11 protein-coding genes are annotated in these 16,654 nt (G+C 48.0%); 8 read left to right on the top strand and 3 right to left on the bottom strand.

Annotation, left to right across the window (positions count from 1 at the left end):
- Nucleotides 1-70 precede the first annotated feature (70 nt).
- Nucleotides 71-2,353, top strand: coding sequence for a glycoside hydrolase family 95 protein (locus tag QFZ80_RS11025; RefSeq protein ID WP_307558844.1), 2,283 nt, complete (start codon nt 71-73; stop codon nt 2,351-2,353).
- A gap of 723 nt (nt 2,354-3,076) precedes the next feature.
- Here the strand turns inward: QFZ80_RS11025 and QFZ80_RS11030 are convergent.
- Entirely contained in the window at nt 3,077-5,752 is a 2,676-nt protein-coding gene (locus QFZ80_RS11030; protein WP_307558846.1) for an alpha-L-rhamnosidase, read from the bottom strand.
- Between the two features lie 38 nt (nt 5,753-5,790).
- Nucleotides 5,791-6,795: a glycoside hydrolase family protein gene (locus QFZ80_RS11035; protein ID WP_307558848.1), complete on the bottom strand. Its 1,005-nt coding sequence runs from the start codon at nt 6,793-6,795 to the stop codon at nt 5,791-5,793.
- 237 nt (nt 6,796-7,032) lie between these two features.
- Here QFZ80_RS11035 and QFZ80_RS11040 point away from each other — a divergent pair, with 237 nt between their 5' ends.
- Nucleotides 7,033-8,181: an iron-containing alcohol dehydrogenase gene (locus tag QFZ80_RS11040; protein WP_307564086.1), complete on the top strand. Its 1,149-nt coding sequence runs from the start codon at nt 7,033-7,035 to the stop codon at nt 8,179-8,181.
- Nucleotides 8,182-8,807: 626 nt separating this feature from the next.
- On the opposite strand, the gene QFZ80_RS11045 is transcribed toward QFZ80_RS11040, so the two are convergent.
- A complete protein-coding gene (locus QFZ80_RS11045) occupies nt 8,808-9,026 on the bottom strand; it encodes a hypothetical protein (RefSeq protein WP_307558850.1) in 219 nt (72 codons plus the stop codon).
- Nucleotides 9,027-9,058: 32 nt separating this feature from the next.
- Here QFZ80_RS11045 and dapA point away from each other — a divergent pair, with 32 nt between their 5' ends.
- From dapA to QFZ80_RS11075, 6 genes are all read left to right on the top strand, one after another.
- A complete protein-coding gene (gene dapA / locus QFZ80_RS11050; protein ID WP_307558852.1) occupies nt 9,059-9,952 on the top strand; it encodes a 4-hydroxy-tetrahydrodipicolinate synthase in 894 nt (297 codons plus the stop codon).
- Between the two features lie 19 nt (nt 9,953-9,971).
- The gene (locus QFZ80_RS11055) at nt 9,972-10,913 is read left to right on the top strand and encodes a dihydrodipicolinate synthase family protein (protein WP_307558854.1); all 942 of its coding nucleotides are present in this window, start codon (nt 9,972-9,974) and stop codon (nt 10,911-10,913) included.
- 91 nt (nt 10,914-11,004) lie between these two features.
- Nucleotides 11,005-11,643, top strand: coding sequence for an SGNH/GDSL hydrolase family protein (locus QFZ80_RS11060; protein WP_307546733.1), 639 nt, complete (start codon nt 11,005-11,007; stop codon nt 11,641-11,643).
- 197 nt (nt 11,644-11,840) lie between these two features.
- Nucleotides 11,841-14,549 carry a glycoside hydrolase family 78 protein gene (locus tag QFZ80_RS11065; RefSeq protein ID WP_307558857.1) on the top strand — a complete coding sequence of 903 codons (2,709 nt, stop codon included), beginning with the start codon at nt 11,841-11,843 and terminating at the stop codon, nt 14,547-14,549.
- Nucleotides 14,533-15,303, top strand: a complete 771-nt coding sequence (locus tag QFZ80_RS11070) for an SDR family NAD(P)-dependent oxidoreductase (RefSeq protein WP_307555562.1) — start codon at nt 14,533-14,535, stop codon at nt 15,301-15,303. The genes QFZ80_RS11065 and QFZ80_RS11070 overlap by 17 nt, the downstream gene beginning before the upstream one ends.
- 36 nt (nt 15,304-15,339) lie before the next feature.
- Nucleotides 15,340-16,644 (top strand): alpha-L-fucosidase, encoded by a 1,305-nt coding sequence (locus QFZ80_RS11075; RefSeq protein WP_307558859.1) that lies wholly within the window; start codon nt 15,340-15,342, stop codon nt 16,642-16,644.
- Nucleotides 16,645-16,654 lie beyond the last annotated feature (10 nt).

A 16,654-nucleotide genomic window follows, 5' to 3' on the forward strand; every position in this document is an offset into this window, starting at 1 on the left:
ACATGGCTATGCGGTATGACGTTCGGGTGGCGAAGGTCGTGGGTATTGCATAAATGCTTAGGAGGTATTCATGGATAAGATTTGGTATCGACAGCCGGCTGCCGAATGGAACGAAGCACTGCCAATTGGGAACGGCAGGCTGGGTGGCATGATTTTTGGCAAGGCTGCCAAGGAAAAGATCCAGCTCAACGAGGATTCGGTCTGGTACGGGGGACCGAAGGAACGCAACAATCCGGATGCCCTTCAGCATCTTCCGCAAATCCGCCAGTGGATAGCGGAAGGGCGAATCCGCGATGCGGAGAAGCTTGCAGTGATGGCATTATCCGGCGTGCCGGAGGGACAGCGCCATTATATGCCGCTCGCCGATATGACGTTGGCGTTTGCAGATCACGAAGGTGAGATCGAAGATTACCGGAGGGAGCTTGACTTAAGTACCGGAATCGCATCCGTAACGTACCGGACGGGCGGCGTTCGTTATATACGCGAGATACTGTCCAGCCACGTCGATCAGGTATTAACGGTTAGGCTGGAGGCAGATATGCCTGGCGCCTTATCGTTGACCACGCGTCTTATGCGGGGCGAGAAAAACAAGTATGCGGAACAAATAGGCAAGCTGTCCGATCGCAGTATTGCGATTCGCGGCAATTGCGGCGGCGGTGGTTCCGAATTCTGTGCCGTGCTGCATGCGGAGGCTCACGGAGGCGCCGTCAGCGTTATCGGTGAGCATTTGATTGTGGATCGAGTCGACAGCTTGACACTTTACTTAGCGGCAGCCACTACATTCCGCTACGACGAACCGGAGGCTGAATGCCTCAGACGAGTGGAGGTAGCGGCAGCGAAAACGTACTCTCGGTTGAAGGACGACCATCGGGAAGACTTCGGAGGACTGTATAACCGAGTTTCCTTTAAGCTGAATTCCCCTTCAGATGATATCGCAGAGTTACCGACAGACAAGCGGCTTGAGCGGATTCGCGAGGGTGGGGAAGATGCCGGGATTATCCCGCTTTATTTTCAATATGGCCGGTATTTGCTCATATCCAGCAGTCGTCCAGGCTCCTTGCCTGCCAACTTGCAGGGTATTTGGAACGATAAAATTGAGCCGCCGTGGGACAGCAAATATACGATCAATATTAATGCTCAGATGAATTATTGGCCTGCAGAAACATGTAATTTGTCGGAGTGCCACGAGCCGCTGTTCGACCTGATCGAGCGGATGCGCGAGCGCGGACGGAAGACCGCACAAATCATGTACGGCTGCCGAGGATTTGTTGCGCATCACAATACGGATATTTGGGGCGATACTTCTCCACAAGACATCTACATTCCGGCAACGTACTGGCCGATGGGCGCTGCATGGCTTTGTTTGCACCTGTGGGAGCATTTCGAATTTGGCGGCGATCACGAATTTTTACTGCGCGCTTATGAAACGATGAAAGAATCGGCATTGTTCTTTCTTGACTATTTAATAGAAACACCGGACGGCAAGCTGGTGACCTGCCCGTCCGTATCGCCGGAAAATACCTTTGTACTGCCAAATGGGGAAAGAGGCTGCCTTACAATGGGACCAGCGATGGATAATCAAATCCTGCACGCTTTGTTCACAGGGTGTATTCGGGCGAGCGAATTGTTGGAAGCGGACGAAACGCTGCGAGAAGAGTGGATTCTTGTCCGCAGCAGACTTCCAGAGCCGCAGATCGGCCGTTACGGCCAACTGCAGGAATGGCTTGAGGATTACGAAGAGAAGAAGGCCGGACACCGGCATATTTCCCATCTGTTCGGGCTTCATCCCGGTAACCAAATTACCGTTCGGGAAACACCGCTATTAGCCGAAGCAGCGCGCAAAACGCTTGAACGCAGACTAGCAAACGGAGGCGGGCATACGGGTTGGAGCCGAGCGTGGATCATCAATTTCTGGGCTCGTCTGGAAGACGGAGAGGCCGCTTATGAGAACGTCATGGCTCTGCTAAGCAAGTCGACGCTGCCGAACCTGCTTGATAACCACCCTCCGTTTCAAATTGATGGTAACTTCGGGGGGACTGCGGGTATTGCCGAAATGCTGCTGCAAAGCCATACCGGAGAACTTCACTTGCTGCCAGCGCTGCCAATGGCATGGTCGGACGGAGAAGTGAAGGGACTGAGGGCACGAGGGGGTTTTGACGTAGATATCAAATGGAGGAGCGGAAAACTCGAAAAGGCTGAGGTACGATCGCAGCTCGGAGGTATTTGCCGTCTTCGAACGAGTGTCGAAGTTCGGATACTTAGAGCTGACACATTGAAAGATTATTCAATATCGGATCAAGTGTTGGAGTTTAACACAACCCCGGGTATAGTGTATAAGATCGAGTCGGTCTAAATCGTAACCCTATGAAAGTAGAAAAAGAGCTGTCCACCTTGTAGTCCATACAATGGTCGAAAGCTCTTTTTTTGTTTTTTGAAGTTTCCCAAAGCAAAACAACGGTTGAAACTGCCCAATTTGAAGCGAAATCGACCGCACCATTGTACATTCGAGACTTAATGCATGATGAGGGCAGATTTGTGAAATGAGCGAGGCTGTAAGGTTGTATTTCATCGTTCCAGAGGCTAGGGAAAGCGGAAGTGCGTCTATAACGATGTTTTTCAATCTTACAGACGATAAAAGGGCGGATTTGTGCGTTGAGCGAGGCTGTAAGGTTGTATTTCATCGTTCCAGAGGCTAGGGAAAGCGGAAGCGCGTCTATAATGAAGTTTTTCAATCTTACAGACGGGAAGAGTGCGGATTTGTGCGTTGAGTGAGGCTCAAAAGGGTATAAAACGTGCTTAACAGCATGGTTGACGTTTGGAAGGAACAATACGAATCAATCCGGGATAACCGGTCTCCCGCCGAGCGTGCAGGAGTTGGTAAGCGGAAATTTTTCCACACGGTAGCCTTCGGGATTTGGAGCGGTGTGCCACGTACAGTTAGATAAGTGTCCGAGCGGCACCCCTCCGTCCGAATAGAGCTCAGGAAACGTTTGTATTCCGGTTGCGTCGATGGTAAAACCATAAATATTGTTATCAACTGTCTGCAAAGAAAACTATCAAAGTCGGAAATAAGGTTTTATATTTCGCTGACAAAATAGTATTGTCCCGAAGAAACGCGAAGAACGGCATACCCGGCTTCATAGCCGATGATTTCGATGCACGGAGCTTCCTCAATCATAGATCCGTTTTCTGTAATCACATCCATAGATAATGCTGGGACGTATACATCTCCCATACAGTTTGTAGGAATAATCACGTTTAACGTCAACTGCGTTTGATTGCTGCGTTTCCATTCGACGCGCATACATCCGACTGGTAACTGGTGTTCAACCTTGATTTCATCCAAACCTTCAGGCAAAGCCGGTTTAATCGTCACCTTATAACTTTCAAAGTCTGGGTCATATCGATAATCGATTCCAGCCAAACCTGAGTATAACCATTCCTCCAAATGTCCGAGCATAAAATGGTTTTGTGATTTGCCCACGGTCGGACCGTCCCAGGCTTCCGTCAACGTCGTTGCACCGTGAACGATTTGATAGCCGTAGCTAGGATGATCGGTTTTTTGAGTCATTGTGTAAATAATGTCCGAACGTCCATTCAGCGCGAGTGCAAGCAGTACATAACGATGACCGACATCACCTGCAGTCGTATGATAACCATGCATTCTAATGTCTTCTATTAAATGGGCAAGTACTGATTCTCTGTACGAATCATCGACTATTCCCAATACAAGCGGCATAGCGTTCGAGGTTTGACTGCCTGTGGCATAACTGGCCGTTTCCCGGTTGAAAAATGTGCCGTTAAACGCCGATTTAATCTTCTCCCGCAAGTTTGCATAGTTGAAGGCGTCCTGGCTGTTGTTTAACAGGCTTGCGATTTGTGCAAACACATCGACGATATGGTAGTACATCGCAGTTTCCGTGTGAGGAACAGGTGTTTTTTGTGCGAACCCGGGTCCATATTCCCCCACATCATACCAATCTCCAAGCCCTTGATTGACGATAAAATGATCGGTGCCTTCGGTCACATAATCGACGTACGCTTTCATCCCCTCGTAATGCTCGGCCAAAATCCGAGTATTGCCGTACATACGAAATAGGTTCCAGCCTGTTAACACATACGCACCGCCCCACGATACAGAATCGCGGAAGCAGCGCCATTTATCGGAGAACACAACATATTCGGGTGCCGTCGTGGGCACCATCCCGCTGGGCAGTTGGGCATCTCTGATGTCTTCCATCGTTTTCGTTAACAAGGGTTCAATCTGATAATTGAATGCAACGGATGGGCCCATCAGATGGATTTGTTCCAACCATCCGAGCTTTTCTCGATGCGGACAATCCGTAAACAGGCTTTTCATGTTGCTAAGAATCGCTTGATTAATAATCTCGTGCGTCCGGTTCAGCATAACATCTGAGCTTTCGAACCTTCCTGAAACTCTCGTATTTGGATAGATCATTTGTCCTTCCATGTGGACAAGAACGGGAAAATCCATAGGGGACCTAATCGAATCGGTCGAATCGGCGGGAATCGCGCCTTCGATTTGTACATAACGAAAACCGTAGTAGCTGAATCGAGGCGACCAGATTTCCTCTCCGTCTCCTTTTAGGATGTAAGAAAACCTGTAGGGGGAACCGGTCCATTTTTGATTGGCCGTACCGTCATCCTTCAACAATTCCGCAGGGGATAGAGTGACCTTTGAACCTTCGTGGCCAATGACGGATATTTCAACCCATCCCGAGAAGTTTTGCCCAAAATCAGCGACATACACACCAGGTTTCGGCTGCAAAATGCTCAAAGGTTTGAATGTCTTCATCACTTTCAAAGGAGAAAGCGCTTGCGATTTCAGCTTTCCAACAGGTGAGGCAACCTCGGCTGCGTATCCCCAGTCTACGCTTCCCATGAAACCTGGCTGATCCCAACCAGCATGAATAAGGCGTGCGTCAAAATCTTCGCCCCCATATATGCATGAAAAGGTGATGGGGCTGGCAGAGGTCTGCCAGTCTTGTTTACTGGCAATCGTGACCGTCGTACCGTCGGTATACGTAATTTCAAGCTGGACCAAACATCTCGGGGTACCGAAGGAACGTTTGAATTTGCTGTAACGGCCACCCGTTACGTTGAAAAATCCGTTCCCGAGCATAACGCCAACCGCGTTGGCACCTTCGTTCATTTCGTCGGTCACATCGTAAACACAGTAGAGACAAGTTTTGTCATAGTTTGTCCACCCGGGTGAAAGCACATCATCGCCGACCTTGTTTCCGTTTAACCGAAGCTCGTATTGACCCAATCCGCATATGTAAGCTCTTGCTCTTTCCACAGATTTATCTAGGTTGAATTCATATCGGAACAAAGGAAGCGAAGTACGTTCCTGCGGCTCTCCGTCAGCTTCTCCAATCCAGCGGGCTGCCCAATCGTTCTCGTTTAAAAGTCCCATTTCCCACCACGATACCGGACTTTCTGTCATCTGATCGTTTTGATCCCAAATCTGAAGCTTCCAATAATAGCGTAAGCGGGACTGAAGCGGAGGGCCTTCAAATAAAACATGCACGTTTTTCCTGCTAAGCATTTTCCCGCTATCCCATATTAAACGTTTCTTACATTCCTCATCGGTCGACACCATGATCCGGTAGGCTGTTTGTATTTGCGCACGATTGAAACTGGATTTGTAGCTCCAGCCGAAAGAGGGGTGTGTGACATCGACTCCAATAGGGCAAATTTTGCTTTCAACAAACATTTCATCCAGTTGCATCGGTTTGAGTCTCCTTTTAAACATCCTCTGATAGATAGTTACTGTCCAAAGATATCTTGTGAGGCAGCCACACTTATTGTTCGGAACTCTTTACCATAATTTTTTGTTGGATCGCCTTCCTTATAGGGTCTGCAGGAGCAATAGAAGTGATATAACACATCATTATACGTAATGACGGAAGGCTTATGGGCAAAGATAGAGTCGATGGTTCCCTCTTCTCCAACACCAATGATCGGATCGGGATATTTATCCCAATGTAAAAGATCCTTCGAAAGTGCAATTCCTTCTTGTGCTTGCTTGTAATTATAGCCAAAGAAATACATGACCCATTGGTCTTTATCCTGTAATACACAAGGGTCGCTGACAAAACCGGAATCCCATCTTTCCGGAGAGACACGAAGTATGGGGTTTTGCTCGTATCTCTGCCATTGGACGAGATCAGTAGAGCGAGCAACACCCGTTTGTTCAATCCACTTCCCCTTATTCGTGTTTTTGGCATTATAAAACAAATAGAAAGTGCCTTCATGTTCAACCAGGCATTCCTTGTATAAACCGCCTTTTTCCCATTCCGCACCTGACTCAGGGGTTAGAATCGGATCAGGACATCTGTGCCACTCCAGCAGCTGTTCATCTTCCGTCCATGCGATTCCGATTTTTGCCGAACCTTCTTCGTACCCGAACTCAGGATAGGCGTGATAGAGCAGCCAGTATTTGTTGTTCCATTTCTTAAGCACGGGAGGAGCATCGATCCGATTTTCCTTCAAGATCCATGTGCCTGCTATATTTTTCGAATCCCAGCCTGAACCTTCATCTCGTCTTAAAATAACACTTAGGTGATCCCAGTCTAATAGGTCTTTGCTTGTGGCTAGGGCTGTTTGATAACCCGTACCGTCAAACCCTACATACATCATGTAAAATGTATCGTTATGTTGAAAGACAAAGGGGCAATCAACAGCACGTTCATCAAAACGACCTGTAATTCCGGATCCAACTAGCACCGGTCTACCTAATTTATAAGGTGTTGCATACGGCTCAATATTCATCGTTTTCACACTCCTCAACTGTAGTTAGAACATGCGATAGATGTAACCTATTTTAAGATTACAATCATACCTCTTCCTACTATGGGGGGGATTGAATCCGATATATAGGTCGATTGCATCTTAAGATTACGGCTGCATTGACTTCGCCCGTAAGCGGGCGTAGGATGAGGGGAAATTGTGGAAGTTTTGTTCGGAAGGGGGAGCACAGTGAAAGCCAATAATTCATCCAATCCGTACATGTTTCAGACTGCTGGCAGTATTATCGCCGGCCGAAACACCATCGCCCATCTGGTTCCGCGAGTCCATTTGCTTGGTGAGTTTCGGCATGTAGTGATCATTACACAGCCTTCTATAGTAGCGCTGGGGGTTATCGAGCAAATCGTCGTCGAGCTAAAGCAAGCCGGTATATCCAGCCGTTGTATAACGGAAGTGAAACCGGAACCGACGGTTGATAATATACGCGCAGTATTTGCTAATATCTCCGCAGAACCTGTTGATTTGCTGATAGGTATTGGTGGAGGAAGTGTTCTTGACGCTACGAAATTGTTTTCCGTTTTGCTGACGAATCCGGTTGATTTACAGAGCATAATCGGTACCGATCTCGTTTCTCAACCGGGCATCCCGACAGTTCTTGTGCCGACGACTTCAGGCACCGGTTCCGAAGTGACGCCAAATGCGATTGTAACCGTTCCCGAAGAAGAGTTGAAGGTTGGTGTAATCAGCAGGCACTTGCTGCCCAAGCTGGTCATTATCGATCCTGTATTAACGGTAAGCCTGCCGCAACCGATTACGGCTGCAACGGGAATGGACGCTTTTACGCATGCCTTAGAATCATATATATCCAATAAGGCCAACCCGATAAGCGACATGTTTGCTTTGGAATCAATACGATTGATTGCAGAAAGTCTGGTTCATGCTTATCATACCGGCTCGGATCTCGAAGCGAGGGAGAAGATGCTGCTCGGGTCGATGTACGGCGGTATGGCGTTAAGTGCGGCTGGAACAGCGGCTGTGCATGCGCTCGCTTATCCGCTCGGAGGCAAGTTCAACATTTCGCACGGAGTCGCCAATTCGATGCTGCTTCCGCATGTCATGGCCTATAATATGGATGCCATATCAGGGCGGCTGGACAACGTTGCCCAAGCCATGGGGCTGCAGATGGAAAAAAGGGGAGGAAAGGACTCCTCCGATCTAGTGATCGAGCAAATTTTCGAGTGGACTTCAGACATGCATATCCCGCAAAATTTGCGTGAATTCGGCATTACGGAAAGGGATGTCGATGATCTGGCAGTCGCCGCATCAAAGGTCACCAGGCTTTTAAATAATAATCCGAAGCCGATGGATATGGAATCGATCAAGTCTGTTTACCGGAAACTGTTTCCTTGACCTATGGGTAGGGAGTGATACTGCTTGATGGTGTTTTCTTAGACGAAGACGGATCTTCTCAACTCAAAAGTCGAGAAAATAAGCGAAATGGCGAGGGTCGTGAAGTGCAGCTGCTACATCGATCAAATCAAATGGAATTTCTCCCGTTAATTTCGGTCATTTTCTTAGAACTCACCAAAAAAGGTTATTTTTGCGGTAGGTTTTCCATCTGAAATGCGTTTTTAAATGGTGAGAGCATGATTAGAAGCAGATTTTCCAGTTAAATTGTGTCAACCATTCCCATGGAAAACCATTTAGCTGGACACTCACAATAATGTGGTGAACTGCGTTGGTCAGGATAAGAACTGTATACATTAACTGCCGCATGAGATAAGTAGATAAGCGGATGAGCCATCGTTCTGTAAATAAGAGCTTCCAGAGACTTCTATTTCTTCGGTATTAGATCGAATTCTTAAAATAGCAGTCTCCAAAGGCTTTTATCTGTTTGATTTTCACCGAAATAAGGAGAAACCTGAAAAATAACAGCTTCTAGGGACTCCTATTTCCATTAAAAGCGATAAAAATGGCAAATTAACAGCCTCTAAAGACTCTTATTTAAAGAATGCCCCTCACTAAATAAAATCTGATTAGCGCTCGTACTGAATACCGACTGCCGTTCCCTTGATGCCGAATTGGCATACCAGAGAGCTGCTGAGGCATCGAGGTGCGCTCAAGCTTTCGGAGCGCCTGACTTTGCCGGTATAGGTAAAGCGGATGAAAGAAGTATGTTGGGAGCGATCCGCTCTGCTGTTGAGCCTGCGTCCAAACGGATTGACAACCTTTCGCAAAATATATAACCGATTCATTCTACCATCCGATCCATACAAGGAGAGATACGATGTTAAAGCCCGCCGGCATCATTCCCGCTATGATTACCCCTTTTGACGAATCTCAAAATCTCAACGAGTCCGCATTGCGACAATTAGTCCGCAGGTTCATCGACGCAAACGTTCACGGTCTGTTTTGCCTAGGTACCAATGGGGAGTTCTTTACTTTGACTATGGAGGAAAAGCTGCGAGTTGCCGAGATCGTCATAGAGGAAGCGCAAGGACGGCTTCCGATTTATGTGGGCTCTGGGTGCGTCGGAACAAAGGAAACGGTTCAATTGGCCGTACGCCTAGAACAAATGGGAGCCGATGCGTTATCGATAATCACTCCTTATTTTTTGACGTTTACACAGCAGGAGCTGATAGGGCATTTCCGTTCGGTTGCAGAAGCGACAGCGCTGCCTATTATTTTGTATAACATTCCTGCGCGTACCGGCAACTCTCTTTTACCTCGTACGGTCATGGAGTTAAGTAAAGTGCCTAACATTGTTGGAATTAAAGACAGCAGCGGAAACTTCGATAACATTTTGCAAGTTCTAGAGCTGTGCGAGCCGGATTTTGCCGTATTGGCAGGGACAGACTCGCTCATATTGCCGACACTAATGGCTGGCGGACACGGAGCCATCGCAGCAACAGCCAATGTATTCCCGGAGGTCGTCAGCTCCATTTACGATTTATGGATGCAGGGTAAACCGGAAGAAGCTGAATTGTCGCAGCGAAAGCTGCGCGCTCTTCGCAGTGCGTTCTCACTGGGTACCTTGCCGTCCGTTCTGAAGGAAGTGATGAACATGATCGGTTTGCCTGCGGGAGAACCGCGACTGCCGGTTCAATCTCTCACTTCGTCTGCCAAAGGGGAACTGAGAATAATGATGGATCGATATATGGGTGAAGGTGTCATAAAATGATCAGGATGAGGTGTTGAAGATGAAGGATGTAAACATTCCGAATGGGGTTTGGCCAACGATGCTGACCCCGTTCACGAATTCCAACGAAGTGGACTATGGCGCATTAGGGCAGCTAGTGGAATGGTATATTGCCCAAGGCGTTCACGGGCTTTTCGCAGTCTGCCAATCGAGTGAAATGTTTTACTTGTCTTTGGAGGAGAGGGTAGGGATCGCGCGGTTCGTTAAGGAAAAGGCTGCTGGCCGTGTGCCTGTGATTGCTTCTGGTCATATATCAGACGGATTCGATGAACAGGTGGAAGAGCTTCAGTGCATGGCTGATACGGGAGTTGATGCGGTCGTGTTGGTCAGCAACCGGTTTGCCGGACCGGAAGAGTCGGACGAGGTGTGGTTGAACCGTGCCATGCAGCTGCTGGATCGAGTGCCGAATGTACTTTTTGGTATTTACGAATGCCCATATCCTTACAAAAGGCTGATGACCCCAAAACTGCTCAAATGGTGCGCGGATACGGGCAGGTTTGGGTTTCTTAAGGACACGAGCTGCGATCTTACGCATATTGCCGAGAAGATCGATGCGGTGAAAGGGAGTCCATTGAAAATATTCAATGCGAATTCCGCAACATTGCTCGAATCGTTACGTTTGGGCGCGGCCGGCTTCAGCGGCGTGATGGCCAATTTTCACCCCGATCTGTATGTGCGTCTTACGGAGTGCTGGGATTTAGAGACATATACAGCAGAAATGATTCAATCGTTTGTCGGACCTGCGTCCTTAATCGAACTGCAGATGTATCCCGTCAATGCAAAATATCATTTGCAAAAAATAGGTCTACCCCTAGCGATGCACTGCCGTACCAGAGAATCTAGTGCTTTCAGAGAAAATCAAAGGTTTGAAGTGGAGCAGCTCGATACACTGTATTATCTATTCAAGAAGCAGTTTATGACAAAACAAAATGTAAACGTTTGAGCAGAAAGCTGACCCTCTAGGGAAATCGATGCTGCTGCATGTTTGCTTCAAGGCCGTCCATTAGGGAGTGAAAATACGAGGAGGCGTAATAGTGCCGTTTAAAGCTAAGGACAAAATCGTATTTATTGGTGACAGTATAACAGACAAAGGAAGAAAAAAGGACCCCTTGAAGCTGGGCTCGGGATATGTACGGCTGCTGCATGATTATCTCACTGCGGTATACCCGGAGCTGTCTTTGAAAATAATCAACGAAGGTGTATCCGGAAACCGCGTTATTGATTTGGAGAGAAGATGGAGAATCGACGTACTGGATCACCAACCGCAGTGGATTTCGATTTCTATCGGCATCAATGACGTATGGCGGCAATTGGATTCGCCGGATGCGGAACAAGTGTATCCCGACAAGTTCGAAGCGGTGTATCGCAGCTTGCTGGATCAAACGAAACAATTACCCAATTGTCGTGCGATTCTCATGCAGCCTACGGTGATCAAGGAGTATCCTGATTCAACAGGGACCCAGTTACTGAAGCCTTACGTGGACATTGTTAACCGTCTGACGGAAGAATATAGTGGCATCCTTGTGCCGACGCATGAAGCATTCATCGATTTCTTACAGTGTGAAACAGGTCAGGATTTAACAACCGACGGCGTACACATGAATACGCTTGGAGATATGCTGATGGCCACAACTTGGCTGAAGGCGGTTACAGGTACCCCCAACAAAGATTAGTTCTAGCTAGTATTGAGACTGCATGCCATTCACCATGGATGCAGTCTTTTTCATGACTTTTTTCAAGAGATTCAGGGAGAGGTGGAAGGCGTCGCCTATAAAATAGGTGAATTTGCCCTATAAACGAAAGATGAATTTTAGATACACTTGACTCAAGTATCCCGGTAAAGGGAGTCTGTCCATAGGAGGAGAGGACTATGAAAGTTTCTGAGCTAAAAACGGAATACATCGAGAATCCGTTAGGCATTGTTACGACCGTTCCCCGCTTAAGCTGGATTATGGAATCGGAAGAAAACGGTCAGGTCCAGTCGGCCTATCACGTATTGGTAGCATCTCGTCCTGAACTGTTGAATGAGAATAAGGGCGATCTATGGGACAGCGGAAAGGTTCAGTCCGACCAATCAATCCATGTCTCTTATGAGGGAACACCTCTAGAATCAAAACGGGTTTATTATTGGCAGGTCAGGGTTTGGGATAAACGAGATATAGTGTCTGAGTGGAGCAGGTCAGCTCATTGGTCGATGGGCATTCTAAACCAAGACGAATGGCAAGCACGCTGGATTGGCAGAACAAAACCTCAGAACACGGAGCTTTTGCCATCTCCCTATATGAGGAAAACATTTCGAATCGAAAAGCCGGTCCGCCAGGCTTTCATTTATGCTAGTGCATTAGGGTTGTACGAACTGCACATCAACGGTGAAAGGGTAGGCAGAGATTATTTTGCCCCTGGATGGACAGATTACAACATCAGGGTACAGGTTCAGACCTATGATGTAACGTCGTATCTGAGTACCGGAAGTATGGCTTTAGGAGCGATCATAGGCACAGGATGGTATGCTGGTCACGTGGGTATGTTCGGTCCGAACAGATACGGAGACAATCCTTATTTGCTCCTTGAGCTGCATATCGAATATGAGGACGGTTCCAATCAAATTGTAGTGACCGACGAATCATGGAAAGCGTTTGCGGGACCAATCCTGTACTCGGATTTACTAAAAGGCGAAAGTTTTGATGCCCGTCTGGAACCGAAAGGATGGAGCTTGCCGGGCTTTGACGATGACACTTGGGAGACGCCTGTTGTTTTGGAACGCTACGTTGGGGTCTTGACCGCACAAGTAGATCCTCCTGTTCAAGTCATGAAGGAACTGCTGCCGATCAGCATGAAAAAAACACCTCGTGGCTCTTACTTATTTGACATGGGACAAAATATGGTTGGCTGGGTTCGTCTTCAAATTGAAGACGGGCAAGAAGGTCAAGAAGTTACCGTCAGCTGTGCGGAAATGTTGAATGACGACAATACGTTATACACCATAAATCTTCGTGAAGCTGTTCAGCAGGAGATATACATCTTAAGAGGTGAAAGGGAGGAATGTCTGGAACCTCACTTTACTTTTCACGGATTCCGGTATGTAGAAGTAATGGGATTGACGAATTCCCCCACACTGCAAACGGTCATTGGTAGAGTTGTTCATTCGGCAACGCCGCAAACGGGTTGGTTAGAAACATCCGACGTCATGCTGAATAAGCTTCTAAGCAATATCGAGTGGGGACAACGCGGCAATTTTCTCAGCGTTCCGACGGATTGTCCGCAGCGTGATGAACGGCTAGGTTGGACGGGAGATGCGCAAATTTTTGCTCGTACGGCCAGTTTTAATATGGATGTCGGACGCTTTTTCAATAAGTATATGATCGATGTGATCGATGCCCAGCGTCCCTCCGGAGCTTTTCCCGATGTGGCGCCGGATTCCGGCTGGGAAGAGTTTAAGCATAATCATACGGAATTGAACTGGCATGCTCCTGACAATGGTGGATGGGGTGATGCGGGGGTTGTTATTCCTTGGACCGTTTACCAGGTGTATGGCGATCATAGAAATTTGGAAGAATGCTATCCGGCGATGGTCAGATGGGTGGAGTATTTAGAAGCGAACACGGTGAACTTGATCCGACCGGGTTACTCGAATTATGGTGATTGGCTCTCCATCCACGCGGACACACCAAAAGACGTGCTCGATACCGCTTATTTCGCATACAGCACCTTACTGTTGTCCAAATCTGCGAAAGCGCTAGGCAAGGAAGAAGATACGCGCAAATACGCGGATTTGTTTGAAAGGATCAAACAAGCTTTTTCAGAAGCGTTTGTGGATGAGGCCGGACGAATCAAAGGAGATACGCAGACCGTATACGTACTCGCACTGAAGATGAACCTGCTGACAGAAGAGCAGCGCAACCATGCGGTTCGATATTTGGCGGGAAATATTCAGCTCCACGGCAATCATTTGACGACAGGTTTTCTGGGCGTCGGGTATCTGCTTCCCGCTTTAACCGAAGGAGGGAGAGAAGATCTTGCTTACACCTTGCTTAATCAAGGTACTTTCCCTTCCTGGCTTTATTCCATCAAGCATGGAGCTACGACCATTTGGGAGCGATGGGACGCCTGGACAGAAACAAACGGATTCCAAAATCCGGGTATGAATTCGTTTAATCATTACTCATTGGGTTCAGTCGGCGAGTGGATGTATCAAAATATCATGGGGATCAACACAGACGAAGACAGTCCGGGTTACAAGCATATCGTGATCCATCCCCGTCCGGGAGGCGGGCTCGATTTCGCCAAGGGTGAATTTCATTCCGTATATGGCAGGATCCGAGTAGAGTGGAAACTAGAACGGTCTTTGTTTGTTTTGAAAGTCCAAATTCCTGTGAACACAACTGCCACGATTTATGTGCCGGGTGCCGTCATGAATGAGGATGGGCACGTAACCGAGGGAGTGCATTATGTAGGGACAGAAAACAACAAGTCCGTTTACAGCGCCGGTTCAGGAAGTTACACATTCATTTCGCGGTGGACAGATGTCGGATTGAGTCTGGGAGCGGAGACAAGTGTCACACATGAGATTGGAGCGTAAAGTAGCTGTTGTTACCGGAGCGGCATCAGGTATCGGAGAAGCTGTCGCACGGCGATTTGCCGAAGAGGGAGCCTGCGTGATCGTCAATGACATTTCCGAAGAGGGAGTGCGGGTCGTCGAAGAGATCGTAGAGGCAGGTGGGAACGCCTTGTTTGTCCGAGCTGACATTCGCGCCGAAAACAGCGTGATTGCATTGATGGAAGCCGCCAAAATACATTTCGGCGCCCTGCATATTCTCATTAACAACGCAGGCGTTACATGCAGTACGAACGTCGTGACGGCTGACGAAGCAGCTTGGGATCACGTGATGAATTTGAATTTGAAAAGCGCGTGGTACTGCTGCAAGCACGCCATTCCGTTCATGATGGAACAGGGTGGAGGCAGCATAGTCAACATCGGCTCGACGCATGTTATCCGTACGCAGCGAAACCATTTCCCTTATCACTCTTCCAAAGCAGGCATGCTTGCGATGGCCCAAGGGATTTGTGTTGATTTCGGTGGTCAGGGAATCCGTGCGAATACCATCATCCCGGGATATATTGAAACACCGCTTGCCGAGACCTACATGCAGTCCTTTTCGAACAGAGAACAGAAGCGCAATGCCATGCTGGCAACACACCCTGTCGGTCGATTCGGTAAACCGGAAGACGTGGCGAATGCGGCCGTTTTTCTTGCTTCTGATGAAGCTGGGTTCATTGCGGGAGCGAATCTCGTTGTGGACGGAGGCAGGTCCGTTCTGCAGGTTTTCGATTAAAGATCGAACGGTTAATCATAACAAGGGAGAGAGACTATGACATTCGAAGTTGAGAAAACCGCAGGAGATAGTGAATGGTTTACACATGACCGATTCGGAATGTTTATCCATTGGGGACTATATTCTCTTGCAGCTAGGCATGAATGGCTGCAGTCCCGGGAAAAATTGAGTGGGGAAAAGTATAGCAATAAATACTTTAAACGATTTGATCCTGATTTGTACGATCCCGATCTTTGGGCACAGCTTGCTTCCGACGCGGGCATGAAGTACTTCGTGGTGACGACGAAGCACCATGAGGGCTTTTGCTTATGGGACAGCAAGCTCACCGATTACAAAGCGCCGAATTCGCCGGCAGGGCGCGATGTGTTAAGGCCGATGGTAGACGCGTTTCGCAAACGCGACATGAAAGTCGGGTTTTATTATTCGCTGCTCGACTGGCATCACCCCCATTATACAGTTGATCCGAAGCATCCGCTTCGCTTCGATCCCGATCATATCGCTGGGAACACCACGCTGGACTTCGCCAATTACCGGAACTATTTGTCCGGACAAACGAAGGAATTGCTAACGGATTTCGGTCAGGTGGATCTGATGTTCTATGATTTTTCATTCCCTGAAGAAAACGGGTTGGCGGGGAAAGGCAAGGAAGATTGGGGCAGTGAAGAACTGGTTCAAATGATCCGGACCTTACAGCCAAATATTTTATTGAACGATCGCTTACAGGTTGGAGGCGATATTACAACTCCTGAACAGTATATGCCGACAAAATGGGTCCAGGTAAACGGTAAGCGCGTCGTATGGGAAACATGCCATACCTTCAGCGGTTCGTGGGGCTATCACCGTGAAGAAGAGTCATGGAAAAGCGTCGAAGTGCTTATCAAGATGATGATTGATACTGTCAGCAAGGGAGGCAATCTTCTGCTGAATGTCGGTCCCACCGGACGAGGTGAATTCGACGAGCGTGCAGTAGACCGATTGAAGGGAATGGGGGATTGGATGAAGCGGCACAACCGCTCCATCTATGGATGCACACAGGCTCCGGAAACGTTCGAGTGCCCCGAGGATTGTCGATTAACCTACAATCCGCAGATGAATCGCATGTATTTGCATGTATACAGTTGGCCGTTTAAAAATATCCATCTTCACGGATTCGCAGGTAAAGTGGAATATGCTCAATTTCTAAACGACGCATCGGAAATCAGATTTAAGGAAGGTTTTGTGCCAAGCGGTATTGATAACGGAGCTTTCAAGGAAGGGCGAGATGAGCATACAGTGACCTTATCGCTTCCTGTCAAGAAACCGAATGTTACGGTACCGGTCATCGAACTATTTTTAAAATAAACCAATAAAG

Origin of the sequence: Paenibacillus sp. V4I7 (assembly GCF_030817275.1) — a bacterium.
Classification (GTDB): domain Bacteria; phylum Bacillota; class Bacilli; order Paenibacillales; family NBRC-103111; genus Paenibacillus_E.

Coding starts and splice junctions, on each gene's coding strand:
- QFZ80_RS11025 (WP_307558844.1), top strand. CDS start 71: ATGGATAAGATTTGGTATCGACAGCCGGCTGCCGAATGGAACGAAGCA.
- QFZ80_RS11030 (WP_307558846.1), bottom strand. CDS start 5,752: ATGCAACTGGATGAAATGTTTGTTGAAAGCAAAATTTGCCCTATTGGA.
- QFZ80_RS11035 (WP_307558848.1), bottom strand. CDS start 6,795: ATGAATATTGAGCCGTATGCAACACCTTATAAATTAGGTAGACCGGTG.
- QFZ80_RS11040 (WP_307564086.1), top strand. CDS start 7,033: ATGTTTCAGACTGCTGGCAGTATTATCGCCGGCCGAAACACCATCGCC.
- QFZ80_RS11045 (WP_307558850.1), bottom strand. CDS start 9,026: ATGAATCGGTTATATATTTTGCGAAAGGTTGTCAATCCGTTTGGACGC.
- dapA (WP_307558852.1), top strand. CDS start 9,059: ATGTTAAAGCCCGCCGGCATCATTCCCGCTATGATTACCCCTTTTGAC.
- QFZ80_RS11055 (WP_307558854.1), top strand. CDS start 9,972: ATGAAGGATGTAAACATTCCGAATGGGGTTTGGCCAACGATGCTGACC.
- QFZ80_RS11065 (WP_307558857.1), top strand. CDS start 11,841: ATGAAAGTTTCTGAGCTAAAAACGGAATACATCGAGAATCCGTTAGGC.
- QFZ80_RS11070 (WP_307555562.1), top strand. CDS start 14,533: ATGAGATTGGAGCGTAAAGTAGCTGTTGTTACCGGAGCGGCATCAGGT.
- QFZ80_RS11075 (WP_307558859.1), top strand. CDS start 15,340: ATGACATTCGAAGTTGAGAAAACCGCAGGAGATAGTGAATGGTTTACA.